Below are 23733 nucleotides of genomic sequence, written 5' to 3' on the forward strand. Positions count from 1 at the left end.
AACAAGGACGGATAAATCTATCCGTCCTACGTTTTATAGCGCTCTGCATCAGAACGAAAAACGGGATTCACAAATTGGCCCAACAAATAATCAATCAACCATTAACCCTCCATCATTCGCCAGGCCGACATCCCACCTTTGAGATTGAGCAGGTTTTGGGTGTCAAATTTTTGCCGGAGGATTTCAATGGCTTTGGAGCTTCTGACACCGGTTTCACAGTAAAGAATAACGTTGTCCTCATTGAAAATTTTTGGGAGTGTATCTGTGTCTATCAGCTTTTGCAACGGAAACAATTCTCCGCCAATGTTAAAGCTTTGATGTTCTTCAACAGTCCGCACATCAACCAAAACTACATCTTCCTGTTGCTGCATTAAATCCTGTAGTTTTTCTGCACTTATTTCCGATATATCTGTTCCGCTATCTCGTTCTTTCTGTTCATTGATTTCTGCCAGGGCAGTCAGTCTTTTCTGTACTAGTTCTTTATCCACCGTTTTCTTTTCTGGGTTGATGGGAATCTGCATCTTGGTGACATCCATATTCAGGGCATCTACCACCAGCATACTACCGCTAAGCACTTCCCCAATCCCGGTAATGATTTTTATCATTTCCATAGCTTGCATAGAGCCTACTATTCCGGGCAAAGCCCCCATCACCCCGGCTTGGGCACAATTGGGAATAAATCCCTGTTCGGGCACATTCGGAAAGAAATCGCGGTATTCAGGTCCGCGGAGGCCCTTTTCATCTACATAATTAAACACGGAAACCTGTCCTTCAAACTGGTAGATGGAACCAAAAACAAGGGGAATATCCAGGATCAGGCAGGCATCATTGACCACATATTTGGTGAGAAAATTGTCGGATCCTTCGGCCACTAAATCATAAGAATCAAAAAGCGATACGGCATTATTTGGGGTGATTTTGGTGTCGTGTACATCAATTTTTATATGAGGATTGATCGCTCTTAAACGCTCTCCGGTGACCTCAGCCTTTTGTTTTCCAACATCGGTTTCGGCATAAAGTACTTGCCGTTGCAGGTTGCTGGTTTCTACTTTATCAAAATCGAAAATACCAATGGTTCCCACACCGGCTGCGGCGAGATATTGTAATAATGGCGCCCCCAGTCCGCCTGCACCAACCACGGCCACCTTGGCTTGTTTTAGTTTCTTTTGGCCTTCAACGCCCAAAGAAGGTAAGGCGATCTGACGGGCATATCGATCCTGTTCCTCTGTACTGAATTTGGTATTATCGGGGCTGAACATTAGTTATTGGTGTAACGATGGTTAATTGGAATCAAATGATTATTCATTACAAAAAATATCAAAAAGCATAATTCTATGGCAGATTTAATACGAATTGGAATTATTACCTCCTCTGACCGGGCCAGTGAAGGCGTGTATGATGATCGCTCCGGACCCGCAATAAAAGAATATTTTAGTGAACGGCTACAAAATTCTTTGGAATGGAAATACAAAGTAATTCCGGATGAATATGAGATGCTTACCAAAACTATGATTGACATGTGCGATGAAGGATGCTCGTTAATTTGTACAACCGGCGGAACCGGGCCTGCAAAGCGAGACATCACCCCGGAAGCCACCGAATATGTGTGCGAAAAAATGTTGCCCGGCTTTGGGGAAGTCATGCGTAAAGAATCACTTCAATATGTACCTACGGCTATTTTATCCCGCCAAACAGCCGGTATTCGGGATAATACGCTCATCATAAATCTGCCCGGCAAACCCAAAGCCATTGCCGAATGCCTGGACGCCGTCATTGATGCCATCCCGTATTGCATCGATTTAGTGGGTGGACCACAACTGGAATTTAGCTCCGAATTTGACCCGGCCTTCAGGCCCAAAAAGTAATCCGGTTTCACAAGGCGTAATATTCAACAGCCGGTTAAAGTTGAAATCAACAAGTATTCATATAAACTATATATAATGTCGGTTTAATTTTGATATTGCATTAATAATTTAGACATTAGTCAATATATTCAAAATAAAATTAAATATAAGGGTGTGTTTGAAGACGAGCTCTTTAAAGTTTTAAGGTTAAACCGGATTGTACATAACATGAGTAACTATATGGAAATGTTTCCGATTTATCTGCGGCGTTTGGATGAACAGACGACCGTTTTGATCGGGGGAGATGAGGAGGCGGAAGGGAAGGTACATCAGCTGCTGGACAGAAATGCAAAGTTGACGGTTATCAGCCCATATCTAACCGAGAAAATGCACCACTGGGCAAAAGAAGATCGATTTCACTGGATTCCGCGTCAATATCAACCTGGCGATTTGGAAGGAGCTTTTATGGCTATTGTGGCTGAGTACAAAGGGGATGTGAATGAACAGGTGTACCATGAAGCCATGGAACGGAAAATATTGGTGAATGTGATGGATGACCTGCCGCATGCTAATTTTGCTTTTGGATCTATCGTAAGGCGTGGTCCGCTTACTATTTCGATTTCAACCAGTGGGGCGGCTCCGGCGCTATCGGTACGGTTGCGGCAGCGTTTTGAGAAAGAGTTTGGCCCTGAATACGGCTATTTCCTTGAGTTTATGCAGAAGTTGAGGGCTCCAATGTCAAAGCATCACTATGAATTTGCCACCCGTAAAAAGCTGTGGTACGAACTGATAGATTCGGAGGTGCTTACGTTATTTCAACAGGGAAAGGAAGAAGAGGCGCATGCAAAAACGGCTGAAATTTTAGGAAAGGAAGTCGTAATGGATGCTCTTTCTCATCATCCCTGAAAAACCTCCAAAGTTTTCAACATTTTGTTTGAGTTCGATATGTAAGGTTAAAAACCTTGGAGGTTTAAATACTCAAACATGTCTGACTATCTAAATTGAAATCAGAATTTTATCTTAAAGAAGATTCAGTAATTTTCTTCATAAAACAGTTGCACAATGGGTTCAACAGAAACACTTAGCAAAAGCACAGCACTAACTTTTGAAAGTCGCATGGCTGATACCACGGTAAAGCTGCTTCGCCGGCAGGGAGTGGAGGCCCTCAGCGCGCCGTCTATGCAGGAGGTGCCCCTGGAGAATCATTCCGAAGTATTTACTTTTGCCGATCAGTTGTTTGCCGGAGAGATTGACATTTTGCTATGTATGACCGGCGTTGGCACCGATATGTTGGTAAAAACCATGAAAACCCGGTATAAATGGGAGCAAATTCATGCATCACTCTCCGATATTATCGTGGTATCCCGCGGCCCCAAACCTGCCAAAGTGCTTCGTGATCTTGATATTCCCATCAATATAAAAGTACCCGAACCCAATACTTGGAAAGAACTTCTGGAAACGCTGGACAAAAGCCCGGAAACAGCAGATTTAAAAGGTAAGAAGGTAGCCATACAGGAATATGGAGAAACCAACGAGCAATTAAATGAGGAGCTGAAGAAGCGGGGAGCAGAACTGGTGCACACCTCTATCTATCGCTGGGCCCTGCCAGATGACCTGGAACCACTGAAAGAGGGAATCCAGTATATTGTAGACGGAAAAGTTGATGCTGCGCTATTCACCAGTAAAACCCAGGTGCATCATGTAATGAAAGTGGCGGATAGCATGGATGTAAAAGAAAGCTTTCTGGAAGCCTTGAAAAAGGTTACCGTAGCCTCCATCGGGCCGGTGTGCTCTAAGGGATTAGAAACATATGGCATCGAAGTAGATTTTGAACCGTCCCGCCCCAAACTGGCGATTTTTGTAAACGAATTAGCCGATGAATTGGCTTAATTCACCTCTGCTTGTCCAACAATTCAATCGGTATAGAAGTCTAAGACTTCTCAGTTTCATGTTACCTGCCATGTCTACCGTACTCAGGGCTTTCATTTTTCAGTTACAAACTGAAAAGATCTTTGAAAAGTGAACTACGTGGACGGATAGATTGATCCGTCCATGCTTACATAATGGTAATTTAGGTGGTTACTACCTGGTCGGGCAAATCTGCCCGACCTACGAGGATGTTTTCCCGATATGAAAAGGCAGGTGGCAGTCACAGCTGGTAACCCATGAAACAATCTTAACTCACCTCAACCAATTCATAAAAATCCCGTCAGGGATGCCCGAATGTAGCCACGGGATTTATCCCGCGGTAGCGGAATCCCCGAAGTTCCAAGTCTCGTAGGGACGACCCGGCATTGCCTGTAAAATGAAAATTGAGGCATCAAATAATTTATGCGGGTCATCCCTCTGGGATTAGTAATGTGATCGTATTTTCTATCCCGGAATGAATTCCGGGGCTACATTCGGCCGTCCCTACGGGGACTGGTATAATACGAATACCCGTATTTGTGTCCGAATGAATTAGCCTAAATTCACCCATGCATGTCAAACAATTCAATCGGTATAGAAGTCTAAGACTTCTCAGGTTCATGTTACCTGCCATGTTTATCGTACTCAGGGCTTCCGCTTTTCAGTTATAAACTGAAAAGATCGTGGTGGGAGCAGTGAACGGGGTTACCTTTATCTCATCAAACCATCGTTTCCGGAAGCCCGATTTCTATTTCCTCAAAAGCTGATTTTGGGGTGTCACAAAGCAGGCAGGTGTAGCTATCCGGTAAATCGGCAAAAGGTGTTCCTTCGGGGATTTTTGCCTCAGGCTCTCCGTAATGCGGATGGTAAATAGTCATACAGTTCGGGCACTGTCCGCCTTTGATGGTTTCTGGCGTGGGCTCCTCTTCTTCCCAAATCCGGTCTTCTTCATCTTTATAAGCTTCCGTGTAATAACTTTGGCTCAATTCCATCAGTGTGTTGGGGAGATCTTTCCGGTGCAAATATTTGGCGTAAGGAATATACGTTTCTTCATTCGGATTGAAGTTTTTACTGTAATACACATGATATTGATAACGAAGCACATACTTCCCGAAAAAAGTAATTTCCGGGTGCATGATAATCACCACCGACGTAAACAAATTAACGGGCCGTTCTTTAATGGAAAAAGTTAAGCCGTAGGTGCTGATGTCATTTTGATCAAACTCACTCACCAGGTATCGCTTCAGCTTCAGCGCATGCTCATTCAAAACCGGTAAGTGCCAGTTCAGCTCCAGGGAAGAGTGGCGAAGGTTGATGCCGTTACTGCCGCACAATGCTTCCCATTTTGCCCGATCCTCCCCGGAAATATCCTTAACAATAAACGACTTCCACGGGGTAAGGATGATTTTACCAATATTGGTTTTAATGCAAAGTTCACAGACTTTTTCCAGAAACGAGATGGTGTACCGGTTGTTCCGCCAGTACAGCCCCAGCCAATATTTGTTGCCACTCATTTTGTGCCATCCTTCATAATATGGTGATGGCTCAGCAGGTAATTCCAGCTCTTGGTCAATGGTGCGGTTATTGGCTTCTGTTTGTGGGTTGATAAGGTCAAAAACCTCATGAGCTTTAGCTGTATCCGGGGCTTTTGTGTCAAAATAAAAAGCCTCAATTTTAGCGGATATTTTCCCGATATCCTGGCTGTAAATAAGCACCGGCCAGCGTTGTAGATTGCTCTCAGGGTTAAATTTTAAAAATAGGTACCAGTAATCTTCATGTGGAGAAGCTACAAAATTGAGTTGGCCGTTGAACAAGGGTACCAGGCTTTGCTTAGGATCGGTGATATTGATTTTCAGCCGGGGACGGTAATCAAAGGTGTCCAGCACGTTGTAATAGGTACCAGCGGTAACCCAGGGTGTGGTTGGTACAATATCAACGGCCACAAAAGAAGTAACAATATTTTGGTACCGCTGCCCGCTCCACTCATAATGGGTACCAATGGCACCAAACTCTTCATCCAGTGAAAGCTGGTCTACCTCGCTGCCGACAAACATAATATCCTGGCGGGAGCCAAAGTGTACGGTATCATTTCCCAAATCCCGGGCAATGCCCACAATTTTTTGCAGATCACGGGGAGAGAGCAATCCGCCGGGCGTAAAGGCACGTATGAGATCGTTTTTGTTCATAGGATTCGGTTATTGGTAATTTTAAAATGATTATGCCGTATGCGACACTTAGGTACTTTTAGCTACCATATTTTTCTCACAGATGTTGCAGAGTACGTCACAGAGTCTCACAGAATTAATTTGGATTTACTGCTAACTGCTAACTGCTAACTGTTTACTGTTTACTGTTCACTGACCAACTGTTCACCATCAAACTGTTCCAGCAAGGTTTTTACTTCGGGTTTACAGCTTCCGCAACCGGTGCCGGCCCCGGTTTGCTGGCACAGTTTACCAAAGTCATGGCAACCTGCCTCCATGGCTTCCCGAATGTTGCCGTCGCCCACGTTATTACAAGAACAAATCAGCTTTCCTTTCATCGGGGGCATGGCCTGACCGGATCGTAGCAGTTCTTTCCTGCGGTCAGACAGTTCCATCTCACTGTCAATCAGTTTACGGAAATCATTGAATTCGGCTTTATCTCCCATAAGAATGGCACCGACCAGCTTATCCTGGTAAACGATACATTTTTTGTAGAAAAGCTGGGACTGGTCCAATAGCACGATTTCTTCATAATCAGGATCATTTTCGGGAGCTTCACTGATGCCCAGGGAGCAGAGATCAAGCCCTGGAAATTTCAGAATATTCATAGAAAGAGAGCCGGCATAATGGCTGGAAAGATCCCCGGAAATATATCCCGCGGCTATTTCAGCTTGCTGTTCGGCAGCGGCCGTTATTCCATTCATCGTGCCTTCAAATTCAGCGATTTCCCCAATAGCGTAGATGTCCGGATCGCTGGTTTGCAGGTGCTCATTTACCACCACTCCGCGCTTACAAGTCAAGCCGGCCTCAGATGCCAGGCCGATATTGGGACGGGTACCAATTGCATACACCACGGCTTTGCAATCAAGGAACTTTCCGCTTTTAAGGCTCGCTTTTATTTTTTCTCCAGATTGAGATAAATGCTCGATCTCGTCATTAAACATCACATTTATACCGCACTCTTGGACGTGCCGATACAGCAAATCGCTGGCCATTTGGTCCAGTTGGCGCTCCATCAATCGCGGGTTTCGGTGCACCAGGGTAACTTCCATATCAGCCTGGCAGAGCGAGGCGCACATTTCGAGTCCCAGCAGCCCACCGCCTACAATCACTACATGGCCTTCATTTTGGGTGTATTCCTGGAGACGGTCAGCATCGGAACGTTGGCGAATGGTAAACACCCCGGGTAATTCCGGGATATCTTTAGGGAAGTTTGCCCGGCTGCCGGTGGCAAGGATAAGTTGGTCGTAGCTGTGTTTCTTGCCGTTGGAGTCAATAACGGTTTTATCTTCTCGGGAAATGGATTCTACACTCACTTCTTTATGCAGGGTGAGATCAAGCTCCTCCAGGTATCCGGTTTTCATTTTTTGGAGCTGTTCCCAGTCCAGTTCTCCACTGATGTAATCCGGCAGCAGCACGCGGTTATAAAAGGGATGTTCTTCTTTGGAAAACACCTCGATTTCATCTTCCGTATTCAACTCCCGGTACCGGTTCACAAACTGATAGGCTGCAGCTCCGGCCCCCACTACTAAAATCTTCTCTTTGGCCTTGCTGAATTTCGAAATTTCTACCGTGGAGTACTTGAAATCAGGTTCCTTCGAAACCGGATCTACACGGCTGCTTGTTAAATTGTTAGCACGCGGAAAATCTTTTTTGAGGATTTTGCCCCAGTGCATGGGAATGAATACCACGCCGGGTTTGATGTTTTTAGAAAGTGTAGCTTGAACCCGTACCCGGCCCCGGTCATTGGTTATTTCTACGACATCGCCATCCGTAATCTTCCGGTTTTGTGCATCCTGGGGATGAATTTCCACATAAGGTTGAGGGATATGTTGATTCAGCCGGTTTACTTTGCCGGTGCGGGTACGGGTATGCCATTGGTCACGGATTCGGCCGGTGGTGAGTACCAGTGGTTTGTCTTCTCCTTCCCGTTCCGGCTGTGCAGTTTTTTGGGTGTGAATTTGAGCCCGCCGATTGGGCGTATAAAACTGTTTGTCTGTAAATAAACGCGGGGTGTCATTTTCGGCATTTTTCGGAAAAGGCCACTGCACGGTGCCGTTTTGTTTCAGGTATTCATAGCTAAGGCCGGTGATGTCAATATTCGTGCCCCCGGTCATCATGCAATGCTCGTCAAATATGTCGGAGGCGGAGTCAAAATCAAAGCCGTGATAGCCCATTTTACGGGCAAAGCGGCAGAGGATTTCTGCGTCAGGCAAAGCCTCGCCGGGCGCATCCACTACTTTATTGAGATAGCTGATGCGGCGCTCCGAGTTGGTCATGGTGCCTTCTTTTTCCAGGTAACCAGCGGCCGGAAGCACCAGGTCGGCATAATCCACCGTCTCCGAGCGTTTGGAGATATCCTGAACGATCACAAATTTAGCCTTCTCCAGGGCTTCATCCACCAAGGCTGAATTTGGAAGGCTGACCACCGGGTTGGTACAAATAATCCAGATGGCTTTCATATCCCCATTGCGCAGGGCTTCAAACATTTGAGTAGCCGTATAGCCGGGTTCGGCGGGGATAGAATCTACGCCCCAGCGTTTAGCCACTTCTTTTCGATGCTCGGCATTGCCAAGGTCCCGATGGGAGGAAAGCAAGCTGGCCATGCCGCCGACTTCGCGTCCGCCCATGGCGTTGGGCTGGCCGGTGAGAGAAAAGGGACCTGATCCGGGTTTGCCTACCTGCCCGGTAATCAGCGAAAGGTTAATAAGCGCCAGGTTTTTGTCGGTACCGTCAACGCTTTGGTTCAATCCCATTGCCCACATGGTGATAAACCCGTTAGCATCGCCAATCCATTGCGCGGCCTGTTTGATTTCGGATACCTCTAACCCGCAAATGGAAGCAGATTCCTCAAGTGGTTTTTCCATCACCTGTTCACGAAAATCGCCAAAGCCATCCGTATGTTCTTGTATAAACTCTTTGTCAATACGCCCGTTTTCAATCAGGCAGCGTGCAATGGCGTGGTACAGCGTAATGTCGGTCCCCGGATTCAGTTGCAGGTGAAGGTCAGCAAGGGCGCAGGATTTAGTCTCACGAGGATCAGCGACAATGATCTTTACATCCGGATGTTTCTCTTTATGCGCCTCAATACGGCGAAAGAGAATGGGATGGCACCATGCCGGGTTAGCCCCGGTAATAAAAAAACAGTTGGCCAGTTCGATATCCTCGTAGCTGATGGGCACAGAATCCTCGCCCAAAGATTTTTTGTAGCCTGCCACGGCCGAGCTCATACACAGGCGGGAATTCGTATCAATATTGTTGGTACCAATAAAGCCTTTGGCCAGTTTGTTAACGGTATAATATTCTTCGGTGAGGCATTGCCCGGAGACATAGAAACCCACCGAATCGGGGCCGTGCTTGTCGATGAAGGTGCGGAACACAGCTGAGGCCCGGTCCAGCGCCGTATCCCAGGTAACGCGTCGGCGGGGCTGATGGCGCGCCCAGCGCATGGATGGGTAAAGCAGGCGGTCGGACTTATCTGATACGGTGTAGTGAAGGTTCATCCCTTTGGAGCAAAGCATGCCGCGGTTTACGGGGTGGTTTTCATCACCGGTGACTTTAATCTGCCCTTTAGAATTTTTCTCCACAACCACACCACATCCCACTCCGCAGTAGGAACAGGTGGATTTAAATGTTTCGATACCGGCTTGGTTCATATCTGGGTTCGGGTTGATGAGTATCGTGGTGAAAAATTACGATAATGCGAATCTTGTACTATTGGAGTCTTCCTCTCCTGGGAGAGGAAACAAAGGTGAGGGTTTTGGTAACATTGATCTATATCGAAACAGGAAATTATTTTGGTTGCCTTAATAACCCTCCCCTTAATCCCCTCCCAAGAGGGGAAGTTCGTTGGTTGAGTTGCTTTTCTTATTAATAGAGCCATTTTCCGAATCTGCCTGGTTTTTCTTATTTGATAAATTTCTTTCCTGGCAAACCCATCAATCCGCATAGGCAGGTTCTAACTCGCCATCTGTTTCATTCATAGCTACTTCCAGCTCATGGCGGGCTTCCTTTTCATCCCCCATAGAAAAACGGATAGTGAACGCGAGGAAAGAGACTACCGTTACCACGCAGCCAATTAAGAATAAGGCATCAGGATAGCTTATAGATTCATACTTGAAGAGGAAACCAGCCATCACCGCCCCGGCATTACCACCGGCGCCCACAATGCCTGAGACTGCTCCTACCGCTTTTCGGTTGATGAAAGGAACGACAGAAAAGGTGGCTCCTTCGGCCATTTGTACGCACAGGCTAAAGAAAATCATAGTGCCTATTGCGAGGCCAAGCGTTCCCATACTTGCAAAAAGCATCAGGGCTAATCCTTCCAGCAACAGCATCACAAAAAGAAATTTAACCCGACCTGAAAGACCGTATTTGATGCCGAACTTATCCCCAAAATACCCGCCCATAGAACGGGCAAAAAGGTTCATCAGGCCAAATGATCCGGCAATCAAACCTGCTGTTTTTAAATCCAGGGAAAAGTAATCGTAATAATAAATGGCGGCGATGTTATTAATAGTGAGCTCAATGCCGAAACTTGCCCCGTAAATCACAAATAAGCTCCATACGCGGTAATCTTTCATAACATCTTTAAGGGAAACATCGGCCTCATCTTCTTCCTCGCCTTCAAATTCAGCCACACTATCCACTTCTAAATCGGAAAAATTACCCTCAAGGGTGTCGGTGGTGAAATTGTAGTAGAGTATACCTAAGCCAATCATCGCAACGCCGGGCACTACCATAGCCCATCGCCAGGCTGCGCCATCTTCAAATCCTAAAAACACAAAGCCGGCAAAAATAAGCGGCATGATAACTTGCGTGGCTCCTCCGCCCATGTTGCCCCAGCCGGCGGTGGTGGCATTGGCGGTACCCACCACATTATCGGCAAACATAACGGAAGTGTGGTATTGGGTGATTACAAAAGAAGCTCCAATCACGCCAATCATTAAACGGAAGAGCAAAAAGCTTTCGTAGCTGTTGCTGAGCCCAACGCCAATTACGGGCAGGGAGCCTACAATCAGCAGGGTGGTGTAGGTGAGGCGCGGACCGAATTTATCACAAAAGCGCCCGATAAAAATGCGCGCAATAACCGTGATGGCTACCGACGCGATAATTGTATTTCCGATTTGGGATTGGGTGAGGTTTAGCTCTTCGCGGATGACGGCCATTAGTGGCGCAACGCCGAACCAGCCAAAGAAACACAGGAAAAATGAGATCCATGACAGGTGAAAGGTGCGCATGTGCGGCGCAGCAAAACTAAATAGATTGATGCGGGTTGCTTTATTGGTATCGTTTGTTTTCATCGCTACAGTGGTGGTTTAGAAGGATACTTCATTATTTGGCATATGCACATGAAAGCGGGAGAGCAGGGTTGCCGATGTAGTTGCTGTTTTCAGCTAAGAAAAGTCAGGCAAATGGCCTGCTTCGTTCTTATGAAGTGACAACTGTATAGACTTCTTCTGCAAGACCGTTACAGGTTTTTGAAAGCTCTCTCGTGCTTTCGTAAAAGTGCAGTGATTGGAGAAGTGGAGGAGGGTATCAGCTAAGGCCGATATACACGTATCCGTCCTCTACTTTTACCGGGTAGGTGGTTACTGCTTCTTCTTCGCCGTTGATATTTTCGCCAGATTGAAGAGAGAATGCTTTTTTATGAAAAGGACAAGCCACTTTAGGCTCATTTTCCGATTCACCGATCATGCCCCGGGCTAATGCCATTTCCTTTTTGTGGGGACACATATTTTGGCAGGCGTACCATTCGCCACGGCGGGAAAAGTTGAACACCGCAATCTGTTGATCCTTGTATTTTACGCACGCTCCCCCGTTTTTAGGGAAATCTTCAACCTTAGCGGCCTTAAACCACTGGTTGACGTTTTGAGTTGTTTGCATGGTTTAGATGAGTAGTAGTTTTGGAGTTGTAAGTTGAGTGAGTTGAGTGTGTGTGAGTGAACTTCGATGAGGGGTACTTAGCCCCGTTAACTACTTAGAGTCTTTTTCCCAACCAGCAGGGGCGGGAACTTTTTGTTCGCGATAATCTTTGAATTTCAAGCTTGGATCGGCGTCTTCGGAATTCACGAAATGAGTGAACCGTTTGCGGAGTTCAGGATCGTTAACCACTTCCGTCCATTCGCAGGCGTATACATTGATGAGTTGTTGCATTTCCTGTTCCAGTTCTTCCCCAATACCAAGAGAATCTTCTACTACCACTTTTTTGAGGTAGTCCAGTCCGCCGTCCATTTTGTTGAGCCAGGTGGAGGTACGGTTCAGGTGCTCCGCTGTTTTGATGTAAAACATCAGGAAGCGATCCAGGTATTTGATGAGTGTTTCTTCGTCCAGGTCGGTAGCCAGCAATCGGGCATGTTGTGGATTCGTGCCGCCGTTGCCGCACACGAACAGGTTCCAGCCTTCTTCGGTGGCAATGATGCCAAAATCCTTGGCCTGGGCTTCCGCGCATTCGCGTACGCATCCTGAAACACCGCCTTTTAATTTATGTGGAGCCCGCAACCCGCGATATCGTTCTTCAATTTCAATAGCAAAGGAAACGGATTCGTGCAGACCGTACCGGCACCAGGTAGAGCCCACGCAGCTTTTTACGGTGCGCAGTGCTTTTCCGTAGGCATGACCACTCTCAAAACCAGCCTCAATTAATTCTTCCCAAATATTAGGAAGTTGGTCTACCCGGGCGCCCATCATGTTGATGCGCTGTCCACCGGTAATTTTGGTGTACAGGCCATATTTTTTAGCCAGTTGGCCGATAGTAATTAGTTTGTCCGGGGTAATTTCGCCACCGGGTACGCGCGGGATCACGGAATAGGTTCCGCCACGCTGAATGTTAGCCAGGAACCGGTCGTTGGTATCCTGGATGGTGTCACGATCTTTCAGCACATGTTCATTAAAGGCGCTGGCCAACAGAGAGGCTACGGCAGGTTTACATTTTTCGCAGCCGTTGCCGGTTCCATGTTCATCCAGCAGCTCATCATAGGTGTGAATTTCTTTTACTTTGATGAGATCGTAAAGCTCCTGCCGGGTGTAGTCAAAATGTTCACAAATTACTTTGCGGACTTCTTTACCCCTTGCCTTCATGGACTGGGTAATCAGGTCATCCAGCATAGGAACACAACCGCTGCAGCCGGTTCCGGCTTTGGTGCATCCCTTAATGCTGTCAATATCTTCCATTCCTTCTTCTTCAATCAGAGAGCAAATTTCCCCCTTGGTTACACTCTCGCAAGAGCAGATGATGGAGTCGTCGGGAAAGTCGTATACTTTTTGTCCGGCACCGGTTTCTCCGTCACGTTCTCCGATAATCAAATCAATAGGATCGGGGGGGAGAGAAAAACCGTTCTTAGCAATTTGGAGCAGCATGTTGTAATCGTCTGCGTCTCCAACCAACATCCCGCCTAACAGCCGTTTGCCGTCTTCCGAGATATTAATCCGTTTGTACACGCCCTTGGCTTTGTTATCAATGATGACCTTTTTGCTGTTCTCTTCTGTTTCGCCAAAAGCATCCCCAAAACTGGCTACATCAACGCCTACCAGTTTTAGTTTGGTAGACATATCAAACTCGGTGAATTCTTCGTCACCCCCCGTTAGGTTTTCTACCACTACATCGGCCATTTCGTAGCCTGGTGCCACCAAGCCGTAAATCATACCACGGTGCAGGGCGGATTCGCCAATGGCAAAAATATTTGGATCGTTGGTTTCCATGCGGTCATTCACCACAATACCGCCGCGTTCGCCTACTTCAAGATCGGCTTTTTTTGCTAATTCATCGCGCGGACGTATTCCTGCAGATATGATGACCATGTCGGCATCCAGGCGTTCGCCATCTGCAAAATCGAGGTACTCCGGTGTGCCGTTACCGGCAATTTGTTTGGTGTTTTTGTTGAGCAGGATTTCCAGATTAAAATCTTCGAGCGCAGATTTAAGGGCCTGGGCACCAATTTCATCCAGTTGGCGGGGCATCAGCCGGGGCGCAAATTCTATTACACTGGTTTCAAGGCCCAAATCCATGGCTGATTTAGCTGCCTCAAGCCCCAGCAAGCCACCGCCTATGACGGCTGCTTTGCTGGCTTTTTTAGCGTAATTGGTGATGGCATCGAGGTCTTCGATGGTTCGGTAGACAAACACGCCCTTTTTCTCAACGCCTGGAATGGGGGGCACAAAGGCGCTGGAGCCGGTGGCCAGTATTAGCTTATCATACGAAACGGTTCGGCCTTTTTGTGAAGTAACCGTTTGATTGTCACGATCCAGTTCGGTAATTAATTCACCGGTGTGCAGTTCAATACCGTTTTCTTTGTACCACTCAATTGGGGCCAGCTGCAAATCTTCCTCACTGGAGTCTTCAAAGTAGGCACTCAGGTGAACGCGATCGTAGGCAGGCCGCGTTTCCTCGCCAAAAATGGTGATCCTAAAATCCCCTTTATCATTCTTTTTGAGGAGCTTTTCACAAAACTTATAGCCCACCATCCCATTACCTACAATTACAATGTGTTTCTTTTGAGAGTCAGAAACTGTGTTGGAAGTCATACCGATATTTTATTTTTGTTTTTACAACCCTTCCCCTAATGTGTTGTTTATCGTAGAAATAAGGAAGAAATTGAAATTAAATATTTTAGTTTTATATCTCTAAATACTTAATTAAAGAATGTAAAAAATTCGTTTCGCTTCATATATTAACCCCTTTGAAAGTACTTATCAACCTAAAAATAAAAATTAATACTGTGCTAATTTTGAATTATTTAAACCCTTTAATATTGAATGGTTAATTAATATCGAATAAATTTTATTTTTGCCTTATTATTTCTATAAATTGTTACGCGAGAGAATCTTTCCAAGGATTTTGAACACTAACACAGCCATTTGTAACCATGCAATCCAAAAAGGGAAAACTTGTTTTAGTAGGTGCAGGGCCCGGCGATCCGGATTTGATAAGCCTGAAAGGGGTAAAAAAATTGTCTGAGGCCGATGTTGTTTTATACGATACGCTCTCTCATCCTGATTTACTGGATCATGCTCCACCTGAGGCAGAACGTATTTATGTGGGCAAGAAGCCGGGCTCATGTAAAAACAGTCAGGATGAGATTAACAGCCTGATTGTGGAGAAGGCTTATCAGGGACATGTGGTGGTACGCTTGAAAGGCGGTGATCCGTTTATTTTTGGTCGTGGCCACGAAGAGCTGGATTATGCACGCGATCACGGCATACCCGTAGATGTGGTGCCCGGTATTTCCAGTTGTACATCGGTGGGCGAGCTGCAGAGCATTCCCCTGACAAAGCGATGCGTGAATGAAAGCTTTTGGGTGACTACGGGGGTAACCCGCAATGGGAGTGTTTCAGAGGATATCAGGATGGCTGCCCAGACAAATGCTACCATCGTGATTTTGATGGGCATGCGAAACCTCCCAAAAATCGTCAATATTTTTAAATCTTATAATCGGAAGAGCCTTCCCGTAGCGGTCATCCAGAAGGGCTCCCTGCCGGAAGAGAAAATTGCGCTGGGAACCATTGGTACTATTGTAGAAGAAGTGAACAAACATGGTTTGACCAATCCTGCCCTTATCCTGATTGGAGAAGTGGTGAAGCTACATCCGGCTTATCATTCAGCACAAAAGCCCCGGTATTTTGTAGGAAAAAGAGGGATGTATAAAAAGGTACGTCACCGTTTCAGTGAATTTTCTGAATACTTGAAAACCGGAATTACAGCTCTTAGTTATTAGATCTAAGTTATTGCCTTTATTTATAGTTCAATGGGTTTGATGGCAGGATTTTTCCATCTCCTTTTTTATGAAATGAAAAGATGAAAGGATTGCTTCAGTACGTGCCAAAAGGGATACTATCAAGGCAAATTGCAGGAAGTCCGGGGATCAAATTACTGCTTTCTCCACAACAATCCGGTCTCCCTTTTTGATTATACCACCTTCCAATATCTGTGCGCGTAATCCGGCTTTATGCACCAGCGGCTTCATAATTTTTTTGCCGGTTAGTTTTTCCAGATGCCGGCAGGGCTCGCAGAGTTCTATGCCTTTGACTTTCACTTTACCCACAAAAAACGTTTGACCTGTAAGGTTGTTCAGATGAACTCCTTTTGTTACCAGGTTGCGCCGCAGATCGCCAGGCTGAACAGTGCCGTAGCGTCCGTCTTTGTTCAGTATTTCTACAGATTCAAACTCTACCAAAGTCAGTTCTTTTTTCGGACGACGTTTTTCTTCCGGTGTACTTAGTTGTTTAGAGTAGTAGCGGTCGCCCTTCAGCCCGATTCCGGCTACGGCTTCTATATCTTCCACTTCCGTGATTTTACCGCCCTCGTCCCGACTGATAAAAATGCCGGCAACTTTCCCTTCTTTCTCTGTAATCACATTTAAATAATCAGGTTAAACAGGTTCATGAATAATGTAATTAATATAGTATTCGCTCCGGAAAAGCTGTAATTAATTTTATGGTCGCTCTGCAATCATGAGAGATTTTTATTTTGAGGTGTTATATCCTATGCATGTGGCAGAATTGTTGAAGCACAAATATCGTATAATCGTCGGACCACTCCCTGCTTAGTTGCACGGCTTGCTTTATGGAGCTGTACAAGTGAGGCAAACGGTTGTTTCTTTGTCAGTGGTCGGACGAGTTTATTGCTCTTTTGTCCCATACTTCGTCCGACGACTCCAGTTCGTCTGACGATTAAATCTTGCAGAAATGCTTTTTTGGCCTAAAATATTCGTAGCACCTCAAAATAAAAACCTGCCGCAATCATTTAAGTCGATTAAAATAAATACTGTGCCAGCATTTTAATTCCAGCTATCAACAACACGATGGCGAGCAGGTATTGAATGAAAAAAGGTTTTACGGATTTTACCCCGGTTCGTGATCCGATATAGCCACCAACCACTACCGGGATCGTAAAGTATAGAGCTGTTGACCATAATATCGCGGTCGAAAATGCGTGCCCCATAATTCCGCTTATTGAGTTTACCAAAATAAAAAGCGCACTTACAGCAGCAATCTTTTTCAATTTCCCCCAGCCTAAAAATAGCATGAAGGGAGTGAGGAAAATACCCCCGCCAACACCAATCAATCCCGACAGGAAACCAATGCCCAGTCCTGCAATCAAAGCTGCCGGAATATAGACCGGCTTTTCCTGTTCAATTTTGATCTTTTTCACCGTTCGGATTAGTATGGTAGCCGACATCAAAAGCAGAACAATGCCTACGATAATGAAAAACAGGCTTGCTTCAACTGTAATGTATCCGCCCAGGAAGGCAGCGGGAATGGAGGTGATGGCAAAAGGCCAGAAGAGCGTCCATTCAAAATGTCCGCGGCTCCCGTAATTGTACATTGCGATGGAAGAAACCAGGATATTCAGGATGAGCACCACCGAAACCATTTGTGGGGAAAAGAAACCGGTAAGCGTCAAAATAGCAATATATCCGGATGCACCGCCGTGGCCTACCGAACCATAAATAAATGCAACTACAAAAAATAACAGCAACAGGTAAAGAGGAAATTCAAGCAAGAGAGAGTATTATTTTTAGGAATACGGTTATTGATGATTTCTTTGATTACCGAGAGAGCAATCGGGAGGATTGTTTTAGCATTGCGGAAGTTAGATCATTCAGTTGCATAATCAATAGAGTGCTTCTGTTCCTTTAGGGGAAACGTAGAAATACTTCTTGTAGGTTAACTGCTACGGTTGCAAAAAGCACTAAGAGCTTTTTTAATATCTGAGGCTAATGATCACCTTAGCTCTCCTAAAATAATAAGCGGAAGTTTTACCGTACAAGCTAAACTTATGGATGAGCTTTATAAAACCATTAGATTAAAGTACTTTGCGAGCCCGGTATTTAAAACACGAATAAATAAGTATCGAACCATGAATAGTAGTATTTCCATGAAGTATTTTAGTGTGATTGCAGAGATCACAGGCAAAAAAGAAGAGATGTTATCTTTTGAAGAAGAGATGGACTTACACCGATTACTGGAGATGCTTACCGAAAAATATCCTGGTCTGCAAGAATACATACCTTATATACGGACGGCGGTAAATCAGCAGTACGAGTCGCTTGATTATACCCTGTCTGGAGATGAAGAAATTGCATTGATTACTCCGGTTTCGGGAGGTTGAGGTGTCACAAGAAATTCTTAAAGATTCATTTGGCCGGGTTCACAACTATCTCCGCATCTCCATCACTGAAGTGTGCAATCTTCGGTGCACCTACTGCATGCCGGAAGAGGGCTTTCCCATTTCACCCGAAGACCGCCTTCCTTCTGTGGACGAGTTGATGCAGATCGTATCTGTTTTCCAGGAAATGGGGGTGGATAAAATTCGTATTACCGGCGGAGAGCCGCTGGCTAATAAACAACTGCCTGAAATTTTGGACCGATTGGTGGAACTTGGGTTTGAGAATTTGAATATCACAACCAATGGCATTCTGTTGGATCGGTATATCGATAAATTCCTGGAAGTGGGCTTGCGCTCCATCAATGTAAGCCTGGATACGCTGGACTCGGATAAGTACGCTAAAGTCACCCGCCGTGACCGTTTTGAAAAAGTGATGCAAAATATTTCAAAAGGCATGGAGGCAGGACTAAGGATCAAGATCAATGCGGTGATGCTGAAGGATTTCAGCGAAGAAGAAATTTACCCCATGCTGGAATGGTCAAAAACAACACCGGTACACGTACGCTTTATTGAGTTTATGCCGTTTAACGGTAACAAATGGGAGGTGGAAAAACTGATTACCTACCAGGATGTACTGGATGAGGCTCAAAAATATTTTCAAATTGAAAAGCTGGAAGATCCCAAACATTCCACTTCCAAGAGTTTCAGAGTGAAGGGAGGCAAAGGAACTTTTGCGGTTATCAGTTCCATGACGGAGCCTTTTTGCGGAACCTGCAACCGTCTGCGCCTCACTGCAGATGGCAAGCTGAAAAACTGCCTTTTTTCAAATCAGGAAGCTGATTTGTTAACGGCCCTGCGCAAAGGTCACAACCTAAAAGAATTGATTCGCTTGAGTGTCCGCTCCAAAAAAGAGGCGCACGCCGGCATGGAAAACCTGCCCGACATGGAAAATCGAAGCATGATTGCCATTGGGGGGTAACATGAAAACGGAAGCTGACAACAAGCTATTTGTTCATATTCAGGAAGAGCTCATCGATCCCAAACAAGGGGACGAGTTTGTCCGTCATCCGGCGGCAGGGGCCATCAATGTATTTGTGGGAACTACCCGCAATCACCATGAAGGAGAAACCGTGCTGGACTTGTATTATGATTGTTATGTGGACATGGCGGTTAAAGAACTAAGAAAAATTGGCCTCGATGTGGTTAATACATTTGAACTGGAAAAAGCCTGGATTGTCCATCGGATCGGCAGGGTTCCTATCGGCGAAGCTTCCATCGTAGTGGCGGTAAGTGCTGCCCACCGTAAGCAGGTATTTGAAGCTACCGCAGAAATCATGAACCGCATTAAGAAAGATGTGCCTATCTGGAAAAAAGAAACCTTTGAAGATAAAACGGTTTGGAAAGAGGAAAAATTGGTGAAGGGAAATAGTGAAAAGTGAAATGGGTTGGGGTTTTTCTACTTAATGCGTTTAACGGTTTGGAGTAGGATGAAACCGTCCGATGGCAGATTTAAGTGAAAAAAAGTGGTTGCTAAAAAATCTATACCAACGTTTGGTCATTGCGAGGGCTGCAGCGATAGCACAGCCCGTGGCAATCTCTTGAATCATAGCAACTCCCTCCATAACGTCTCGTTGTTGAATATCCCAAGTGGTGTCAGAGAGATTGCTTCGTCGTATTGCATCCCAATTCTAGCTTAGTCATCATAATCTCCTCGCAAAGACGGTGTTTTTTACGTGATAAGAGTGGTTTTCAAAAACTCGCTCAACGCTCGGTATGCCGATCACAGAACTGCCAAGCAGTAAATGCGTTCTACTTATTATCACTATCCAAGACCTTCCGGCTTTTTAAATCCCTGAATACGGCTACTATATATAGACCCATTCCAAAAATCATAACAGGCATTCCCAAAAATACGCCGATTCCTACGCTCCAAGCCTTGAAGCCAACGATCAAAAAGAGGAGCACAAATAACATCCCTGTTATAGTACAAAGAATGGCAGTTCGTACTAATTTGTCTATTTCCTGTGAATCATTTTCGTCTGATATGTTCTGTTCTGATCTATTCATCTAAGGCCTCCACCAGGCTATTAAGTTCTTCAGGTCCAATCTTCCTCATTGCTGAGGTGCTTCGTTGTTCTATTTCTTGCTGATCGGTGCTGGCAACCCGTTCTTTTGGAGTTGGATGTGCAGGGCCATGGCAAGAGGTACAGCTTACCTCATCGGCACGAAGCTTGGAGGATAGCGCACGATGACTTTTCACTTGCTGGAAAGCATTTGTTCCTGCATGGCAGGAGGTGCAGTTCATATTGGGATAGCTTCCGGAGTAGGAAATGGGCTCGTCCCAGGTGCCGGTTACAAAGAGCAGCCAGTGACGGAAACCATCGCGTTTGCCCTCAAATGTGCCGTGTGCGCCATAAGTGGTATGGCAAGTATAGCATTGGTATTTCGGAATCCACTTGTTTTTGTAATGACGGGCAGCAAGCGTTGTACTTTCAGCATCAAATAGATCATCCACAAACGGATCCATCACGTGACAGGATCCGCAGGATTGTACGGATTTAGTGGTTTCAAGCACCGTGGCACTGGTCCCCAGTCCAACAATCATAGGGAGTACAAAAAGGCTGATGATCAGTAAAATTCGATAATTCATAGGGTTGATACGGTCGCGGTAAATAAATTCGATCAGCAGCAGAATCACGATGGCGACAACAATAGCTACAATTCCGGCCCACCTCATAATTTCCCCGATGGTCATTCCCTTTTCAGCCGTTGAAGCAATCGGTTTTTCTGTTTGGGCATTTTGCATAATATTGGCATAGGTGCCACCATCAAGGGTTGTTTTTGCTTCGGATCTCTCAAAGCTTTCTGTATCAACCTTGTGAACGGTTTCAAAAGAGGCCGTACTACCGGGAGTATCTTCCAAATGATAAATTCCTGTTAAGGCTAAGGCAGTGCCAGATACGATCAGAAGAATCAGGCAGGATAAAAGCAGTGTTGGATTGAATTTTTTCATAGGGTACAGGTTAGAATATTCTCAGGCTTTTTCTATGGAAACCGCACATCGTTTATAATCCGGCTGGCGCGAAAAGGGGTCAACCGCATCGCTTGTAACTTTATTGACCAGGTGTTTGGCTGAGTGGAAAGTGGCAAATACAAGCCCCTCGCGGATATCGTCAGTGATGCGGGTTACAAATTCGGCATCTCCTCTGCGGCTGGCAACGCGGACGTCATCTCCATCCTGAAGCCCGTAGCGCGCTGCATCGGCCGGATGTACTTCAAGAAAATCTGTTTTAATATTCTTCAGATCATCCACACGCCGGGTAATCGTTTCCGTATGCCAGTGTTCCAATACGCGGCCGGTAGTAAGCAGCAGGGGGAATTTTTCATTTTGGTTTTCATAAGGCTCGCCCTGTTCGTGCAGGTAAATTAAAGCCCGTCCATCCGGTCGGCCATAAAAATCAAGGCGGGCATCTTCATCTTTGACCAGGGGATCCTCGCCGGGAACGTATCTTCGGCAGGTTCCGGGATGATCTTCATCCGGGCAGGGCCATAAAATTCCGGGCTGATTTTTCAGGCGTTCATAGGTAATGCCTTCAAAATTATAGGTGGAATGGGCTGAAATTTTTCGCCATTCTTCCCAGATATCGGCCTGCGTGCGATTGGGAAATAAATCGCCGTGGCCAAGCCGGTCGGCCAGGTCTATGATGATATCAAAATCGCTGCGAGCTTCACCTTTTGGCTCCACCAGGTTTGGCACATAGTGGTACCGGCGCTCTGATTGGCTGAACACCCCGCCTTTTTCCGCCCACATGGCTGCGGGCAGAACCACATCCGCATATTTTGTTGTTTCCGTGGGGTGAAACGCATCAGCCACAACCACAAAGGCATTTTCCATCGCATCACGATAGGGGAGGATGTTGGGCAGCGACTGGATCGGGTTGGTCGACATAATCAGCGCACATTCCACATCCCCGCTGTTCATCGCCTGGAATAGTGAAATGGCATGGTGGCCCGGGTTAGGACTGATGGTTCCTTCGGGTACATTCCACAGCTCTTCCATTTCTTTGCGGTGTTTGGGATTAGCCACCAATCGTCCGTTTGGCAAGGCGTGGGCCAGTGATCCGGTATCGCGCACACCGCCGCCGGCATTGGGCTGACCCGTGAGTGAAAATGGCGTGGCGCCCGGGCGGCCAATCTGACCGGTGAGCAGATGCATAGCCATCACCAGGCGGTTGGCTGCTGTTCCCTGTATCTGCTGGTTGAGCCCCATCGTCCAAAACGACATGGTTGCAGGAGAGTTTCCAAACCTGAAAGCTGCCTCACGGATCTGTTCTGCAGAAATTCCGCAAACAGAAGCAGCCCGTTCAGGGGTATATTTTTCAAGATGACTGCGAAACTGTTCTTCAGTAATTGAATTGCTGCCCGACTGAAATGACAGGTAGTCTTCAATCATTTCCAGATCAACCAACCCGCGGCGGTAAAACTCGTAGATCATGGAGTTGTAGAGAGCTACATCCGTACCCGGTTTTATTTGCAGGAAGAGATCGGCATGTTCAGCCGTACGGGTTTTCCGCGGATCAACAACAATCAAAAATGTGTCCGGGTTAGACCTTTTCCGGTCCTGTAAACGCTCCCATACAATTGGATGGCATTCGGCCATGTTTGATCCGGTAACAAAAAAGCAGTCGGCATGATCGGTGTCCTCGTAACAGCCCATCGGCTCATCTTTCCCAAATACGGAAGTGTAGCCCACGGCGGCCGACGCCATACAGAGCCGGGGATTTCCATCGACATTATTGGTACCAATTCCGGCCTTGAATAGCTTATTTGCACTGTAGCTCTCTTCGGTAAATAGCTGGCCACTGCCGTAAAAAGCTACGCTGTCGGGCCCGCTGTTTTGGATGGATTGACTGAACCGGGAGGCGATCAGCTCCATAGCCTCTTCCCAGGATGCCCGCTCCAGCTCACCGTTTTTGCGAATCATGGGGTAGAGCGCCCGGTCTTCAACGTATAGAATTTCCCGGTTCAGAATTCCTTTGATACAGAGGCGGCCACGGTTATGGGCCGCTGGATCACCCTTCACATCTACAACTTTACCATCCGACATACCAATTTTTATTCCGCATCCCGTACCACAAAACCGGCAGACACCCTGATGCCAGCTATCCACATCAATAACAGGCTGGCGCTCCCAAAGTTCTCCGCACCCACTCATCAGCGAACCGGTAAACACACCTGCAGCCGATAGAGATGCGATACGCATAAAGTCCCGCCGGCTTAGTCCATCATATTTATCAGAGGCGGTATCAGGCGATGTTGGGTGTTCTTTATTTCTGTTTATTCCATCTTTTTTGGACATACTGTATCGTAAAATTTTATAAAAATATACTGATGGAGTATACTTCCTGAAATATATTCAATCAAATAAAATCATTATTTATAATGAATATACGGTCGGTCAGTCAAGTTGATTATTTGTTGTATCGTGCGGTCAGCAGTAACATTCTTCCCGCATTCAATTGTCGGACGAACTGTAGTTGTCAGACAAAGAACGGTTGTTTGGAAAAACCTAGAATTCGTCCGACCACTGAAATGGAACCAACCATTTGACCAAGCTTCAAATGTGCCATTTGGAAGGCCGGGTGCCCAAGCAAGAAGTGGTCTGCCGAAT

The 23733-nt window shown here is 46.1% G+C and carries 17 protein-coding genes; 7 read left to right on the forward strand and 10 right to left on the reverse strand.

The window, feature by feature from the left end:
- Nucleotides 1-101: 101 nt before the first annotated feature.
- A complete protein-coding gene (moeB, locus tag FN815_RS04220) occupies nucleotides 102-1259 on the reverse strand; it encodes a molybdopterin-synthase adenylyltransferase MoeB (protein ID WP_142453359.1) in 1158 nt (385 codons plus the stop codon).
- 75 nt (nucleotides 1260-1334) lie between these two features.
- Between moeB and mog the strand changes: the two genes are divergently transcribed.
- The 3 genes from mog (at nucleotide 1335) to FN815_RS04235 (ending at nucleotide 3734) form a co-directional block, all read left to right on the forward strand.
- Complete coding sequence (gene mog / locus FN815_RS04225) at nucleotides 1335-1865, forward strand: molybdopterin adenylyltransferase (protein ID WP_142453360.1); 531 nt, start codon at nucleotides 1335-1337, stop codon at nucleotides 1863-1865.
- Between the two features lie 207 nt (nucleotides 1866-2072).
- Nucleotides 2073-2750 carry a precorrin-2 dehydrogenase/sirohydrochlorin ferrochelatase family protein gene (locus FN815_RS04230; RefSeq protein ID WP_142453361.1) on the forward strand — a complete coding sequence of 226 codons (678 nt, stop codon included), beginning with the start codon at nucleotides 2073-2075 and terminating at the stop codon, nucleotides 2748-2750.
- Between the two features lie 156 nt (nucleotides 2751-2906).
- Nucleotides 2907-3734 (forward strand): uroporphyrinogen-III synthase, encoded by an 828-nt coding sequence (locus FN815_RS04235; RefSeq protein ID WP_142453362.1) that lies wholly within the window; start codon nucleotides 2907-2909, stop codon nucleotides 3732-3734.
- A gap of 737 nt (nucleotides 3735-4471) precedes the next feature.
- Here FN815_RS04235 and FN815_RS04240 read toward each other — a convergent pair.
- The 5 genes from FN815_RS04240 to nirB form a co-directional block, all read right to left on the reverse strand.
- A complete protein-coding gene (locus FN815_RS04240) occupies nucleotides 4472-5938 on the reverse strand; it encodes a rubredoxin (RefSeq protein ID WP_142453363.1) in 1467 nt (488 codons plus the stop codon).
- A 161-nt stretch (nucleotides 5939-6099) separates the two neighbouring features.
- Nucleotides 6100-9612 (reverse strand): nitrate reductase, encoded by a 3513-nt coding sequence (locus FN815_RS04245; protein ID WP_142453364.1) that lies wholly within the window; start codon nucleotides 9610-9612, stop codon nucleotides 6100-6102.
- A 282-nt stretch (nucleotides 9613-9894) separates the two neighbouring features.
- Nucleotides 9895-11259 carry an MFS transporter gene (locus FN815_RS04250; protein WP_185957155.1) on the reverse strand — a complete coding sequence of 455 codons (1365 nt, stop codon included), beginning with the start codon at nucleotides 11257-11259 and terminating at the stop codon, nucleotides 9895-9897.
- A gap of 235 nt (nucleotides 11260-11494) precedes the next feature.
- Complete coding sequence (gene nirD / locus FN815_RS04255) at nucleotides 11495-11842, reverse strand: nitrite reductase small subunit NirD (protein ID WP_142453365.1); 348 nt, start codon at nucleotides 11840-11842, stop codon at nucleotides 11495-11497.
- A 90-nt stretch (nucleotides 11843-11932) separates the two neighbouring features.
- Nucleotides 11933-14479 carry a nitrite reductase large subunit NirB gene (gene nirB, locus FN815_RS04260; protein ID WP_142453366.1) on the reverse strand — a complete coding sequence of 849 codons (2547 nt, stop codon included), beginning with the start codon at nucleotides 14477-14479 and terminating at the stop codon, nucleotides 11933-11935.
- Between the two features lie 341 nt (nucleotides 14480-14820).
- Between nirB and cobA the strand changes: the two genes are divergently transcribed.
- A complete protein-coding gene (cobA, locus tag FN815_RS04265; protein ID WP_142453367.1) occupies nucleotides 14821-15669 on the forward strand; it encodes a uroporphyrinogen-III C-methyltransferase in 849 nt (282 codons plus the stop codon).
- 147 nt (nucleotides 15670-15816) lie between these two features.
- On the opposite strand, the gene FN815_RS04270 is transcribed toward cobA, so the two are convergent.
- Complete coding sequence (locus tag FN815_RS04270) at nucleotides 15817-16308, reverse strand: MOSC domain-containing protein (RefSeq protein ID WP_142453368.1); 492 nt, start codon at nucleotides 16306-16308, stop codon at nucleotides 15817-15819.
- Nucleotides 16309-16706: 398 nt separating this feature from the next.
- The gene (locus FN815_RS04275; protein WP_142453369.1) at nucleotides 16707-17456 is read right to left on the reverse strand and encodes a sulfite exporter TauE/SafE family protein; all 750 of its coding nucleotides are present in this window, start codon (nucleotides 17454-17456) and stop codon (nucleotides 16707-16709) included.
- A gap of 357 nt (nucleotides 17457-17813) precedes the next feature.
- Between FN815_RS04275 and FN815_RS18805 the strand changes: the two genes are divergently transcribed.
- From FN815_RS18805 to FN815_RS04290, 3 genes are read left to right on the forward strand one after another with little or no spacing between them, the layout of a single operon-like run.
- Nucleotides 17814-18065 carry a MoaD/ThiS family protein gene (locus FN815_RS18805; RefSeq protein WP_185957156.1) on the forward strand — a complete coding sequence of 84 codons (252 nt, stop codon included), beginning with the start codon at nucleotides 17814-17816 and terminating at the stop codon, nucleotides 18063-18065.
- 1 nt (nucleotide 18066) lies between these two features.
- Nucleotides 18067-19041 (forward strand): GTP 3',8-cyclase MoaA, encoded by a 975-nt coding sequence (gene moaA, locus FN815_RS04285; protein WP_221930231.1) that lies wholly within the window; start codon nucleotides 18067-18069, stop codon nucleotides 19039-19041.
- 1 nt (nucleotide 19042) lies between these two features.
- Nucleotides 19043-19501 (forward strand): molybdenum cofactor biosynthesis protein MoaE, encoded by a 459-nt coding sequence (locus FN815_RS04290; RefSeq protein ID WP_142453371.1) that lies wholly within the window; start codon nucleotides 19043-19045, stop codon nucleotides 19499-19501.
- 620 nt (nucleotides 19502-20121) lie between these two features.
- Here the strand turns inward: FN815_RS04290 and FN815_RS04295 are convergent.
- Together FN815_RS04295 and FN815_RS04300 are read right to left on the reverse strand one after the other, a co-directional pair.
- Nucleotides 20122-21075 carry a NapC/NirT family cytochrome c gene (locus FN815_RS04295; RefSeq protein WP_142453372.1) on the reverse strand — a complete coding sequence of 318 codons (954 nt, stop codon included), beginning with the start codon at nucleotides 21073-21075 and terminating at the stop codon, nucleotides 20122-20124.
- 21 nt (nucleotides 21076-21096) lie between these two features.
- Complete coding sequence (locus FN815_RS04300) at nucleotides 21097-23421, reverse strand: molybdopterin oxidoreductase family protein (RefSeq protein ID WP_142453373.1); 2325 nt, start codon at nucleotides 23419-23421, stop codon at nucleotides 21097-21099.
- Between the last annotated feature and the right edge of the window lie 312 nt (nucleotides 23422-23733).

The sequence above is a fragment of the Gracilimonas mengyeensis genome, from assembly GCF_900182705.1.
GTDB classification, from domain to species: domain Bacteria; phylum Bacteroidota; class Rhodothermia; order Balneolales; family Balneolaceae; genus Gracilimonas; species Gracilimonas mengyeensis.

Coding starts and splice junctions, on each gene's coding strand:
- moeB (WP_142453359.1), bottom strand. CDS start 1,259: ATGTTCAGCCCCGATAATACCAAATTCAGTACAGAGGAACAGGATCGA.
- mog (WP_142453360.1), top strand. CDS start 1,335: ATGGCAGATTTAATACGAATTGGAATTATTACCTCCTCTGACCGGGCC.
- FN815_RS04230 (WP_142453361.1), top strand. CDS start 2,073: ATGAGTAACTATATGGAAATGTTTCCGATTTATCTGCGGCGTTTGGAT.
- FN815_RS04235 (WP_142453362.1), top strand. CDS start 2,907: ATGGGTTCAACAGAAACACTTAGCAAAAGCACAGCACTAACTTTTGAA.
- FN815_RS04240 (WP_142453363.1), bottom strand. CDS start 5,938: ATGAACAAAAACGATCTCATACGTGCCTTTACGCCCGGCGGATTGCTC.
- FN815_RS04245 (WP_142453364.1), bottom strand. CDS start 9,612: ATGAACCAAGCCGGTATCGAAACATTTAAATCCACCTGTTCCTACTGC.
- FN815_RS04250 (WP_185957155.1), bottom strand. CDS start 11,259: ATGAAAACAAACGATACCAATAAAGCAACCCGCATCAATCTATTTAGT.
- nirD (WP_142453365.1), bottom strand. CDS start 11,842: ATGCAAACAACTCAAAACGTCAACCAGTGGTTTAAGGCCGCTAAGGTT.
- nirB (WP_142453366.1), bottom strand. CDS start 14,479: ATGACTTCCAACACAGTTTCTGACTCTCAAAAGAAACACATTGTAATT.
- cobA (WP_142453367.1), top strand. CDS start 14,821: ATGCAATCCAAAAAGGGAAAACTTGTTTTAGTAGGTGCAGGGCCCGGC.
- FN815_RS18805 (WP_185957156.1), top strand. CDS start 17,814: ATGAATAGTAGTATTTCCATGAAGTATTTTAGTGTGATTGCAGAGATC.
- FN815_RS04290 (WP_142453371.1), top strand. CDS start 19,043: ATGAAAACGGAAGCTGACAACAAGCTATTTGTTCATATTCAGGAAGAG.
- FN815_RS04295 (WP_142453372.1), bottom strand. CDS start 21,075: ATGAAAAAATTCAATCCAACACTGCTTTTATCCTGCCTGATTCTTCTG.
- FN815_RS04300 (WP_142453373.1), bottom strand. CDS start 23,421: ATGTCCAAAAAAGATGGAATAAACAGAAATAAAGAACACCCAACATCG.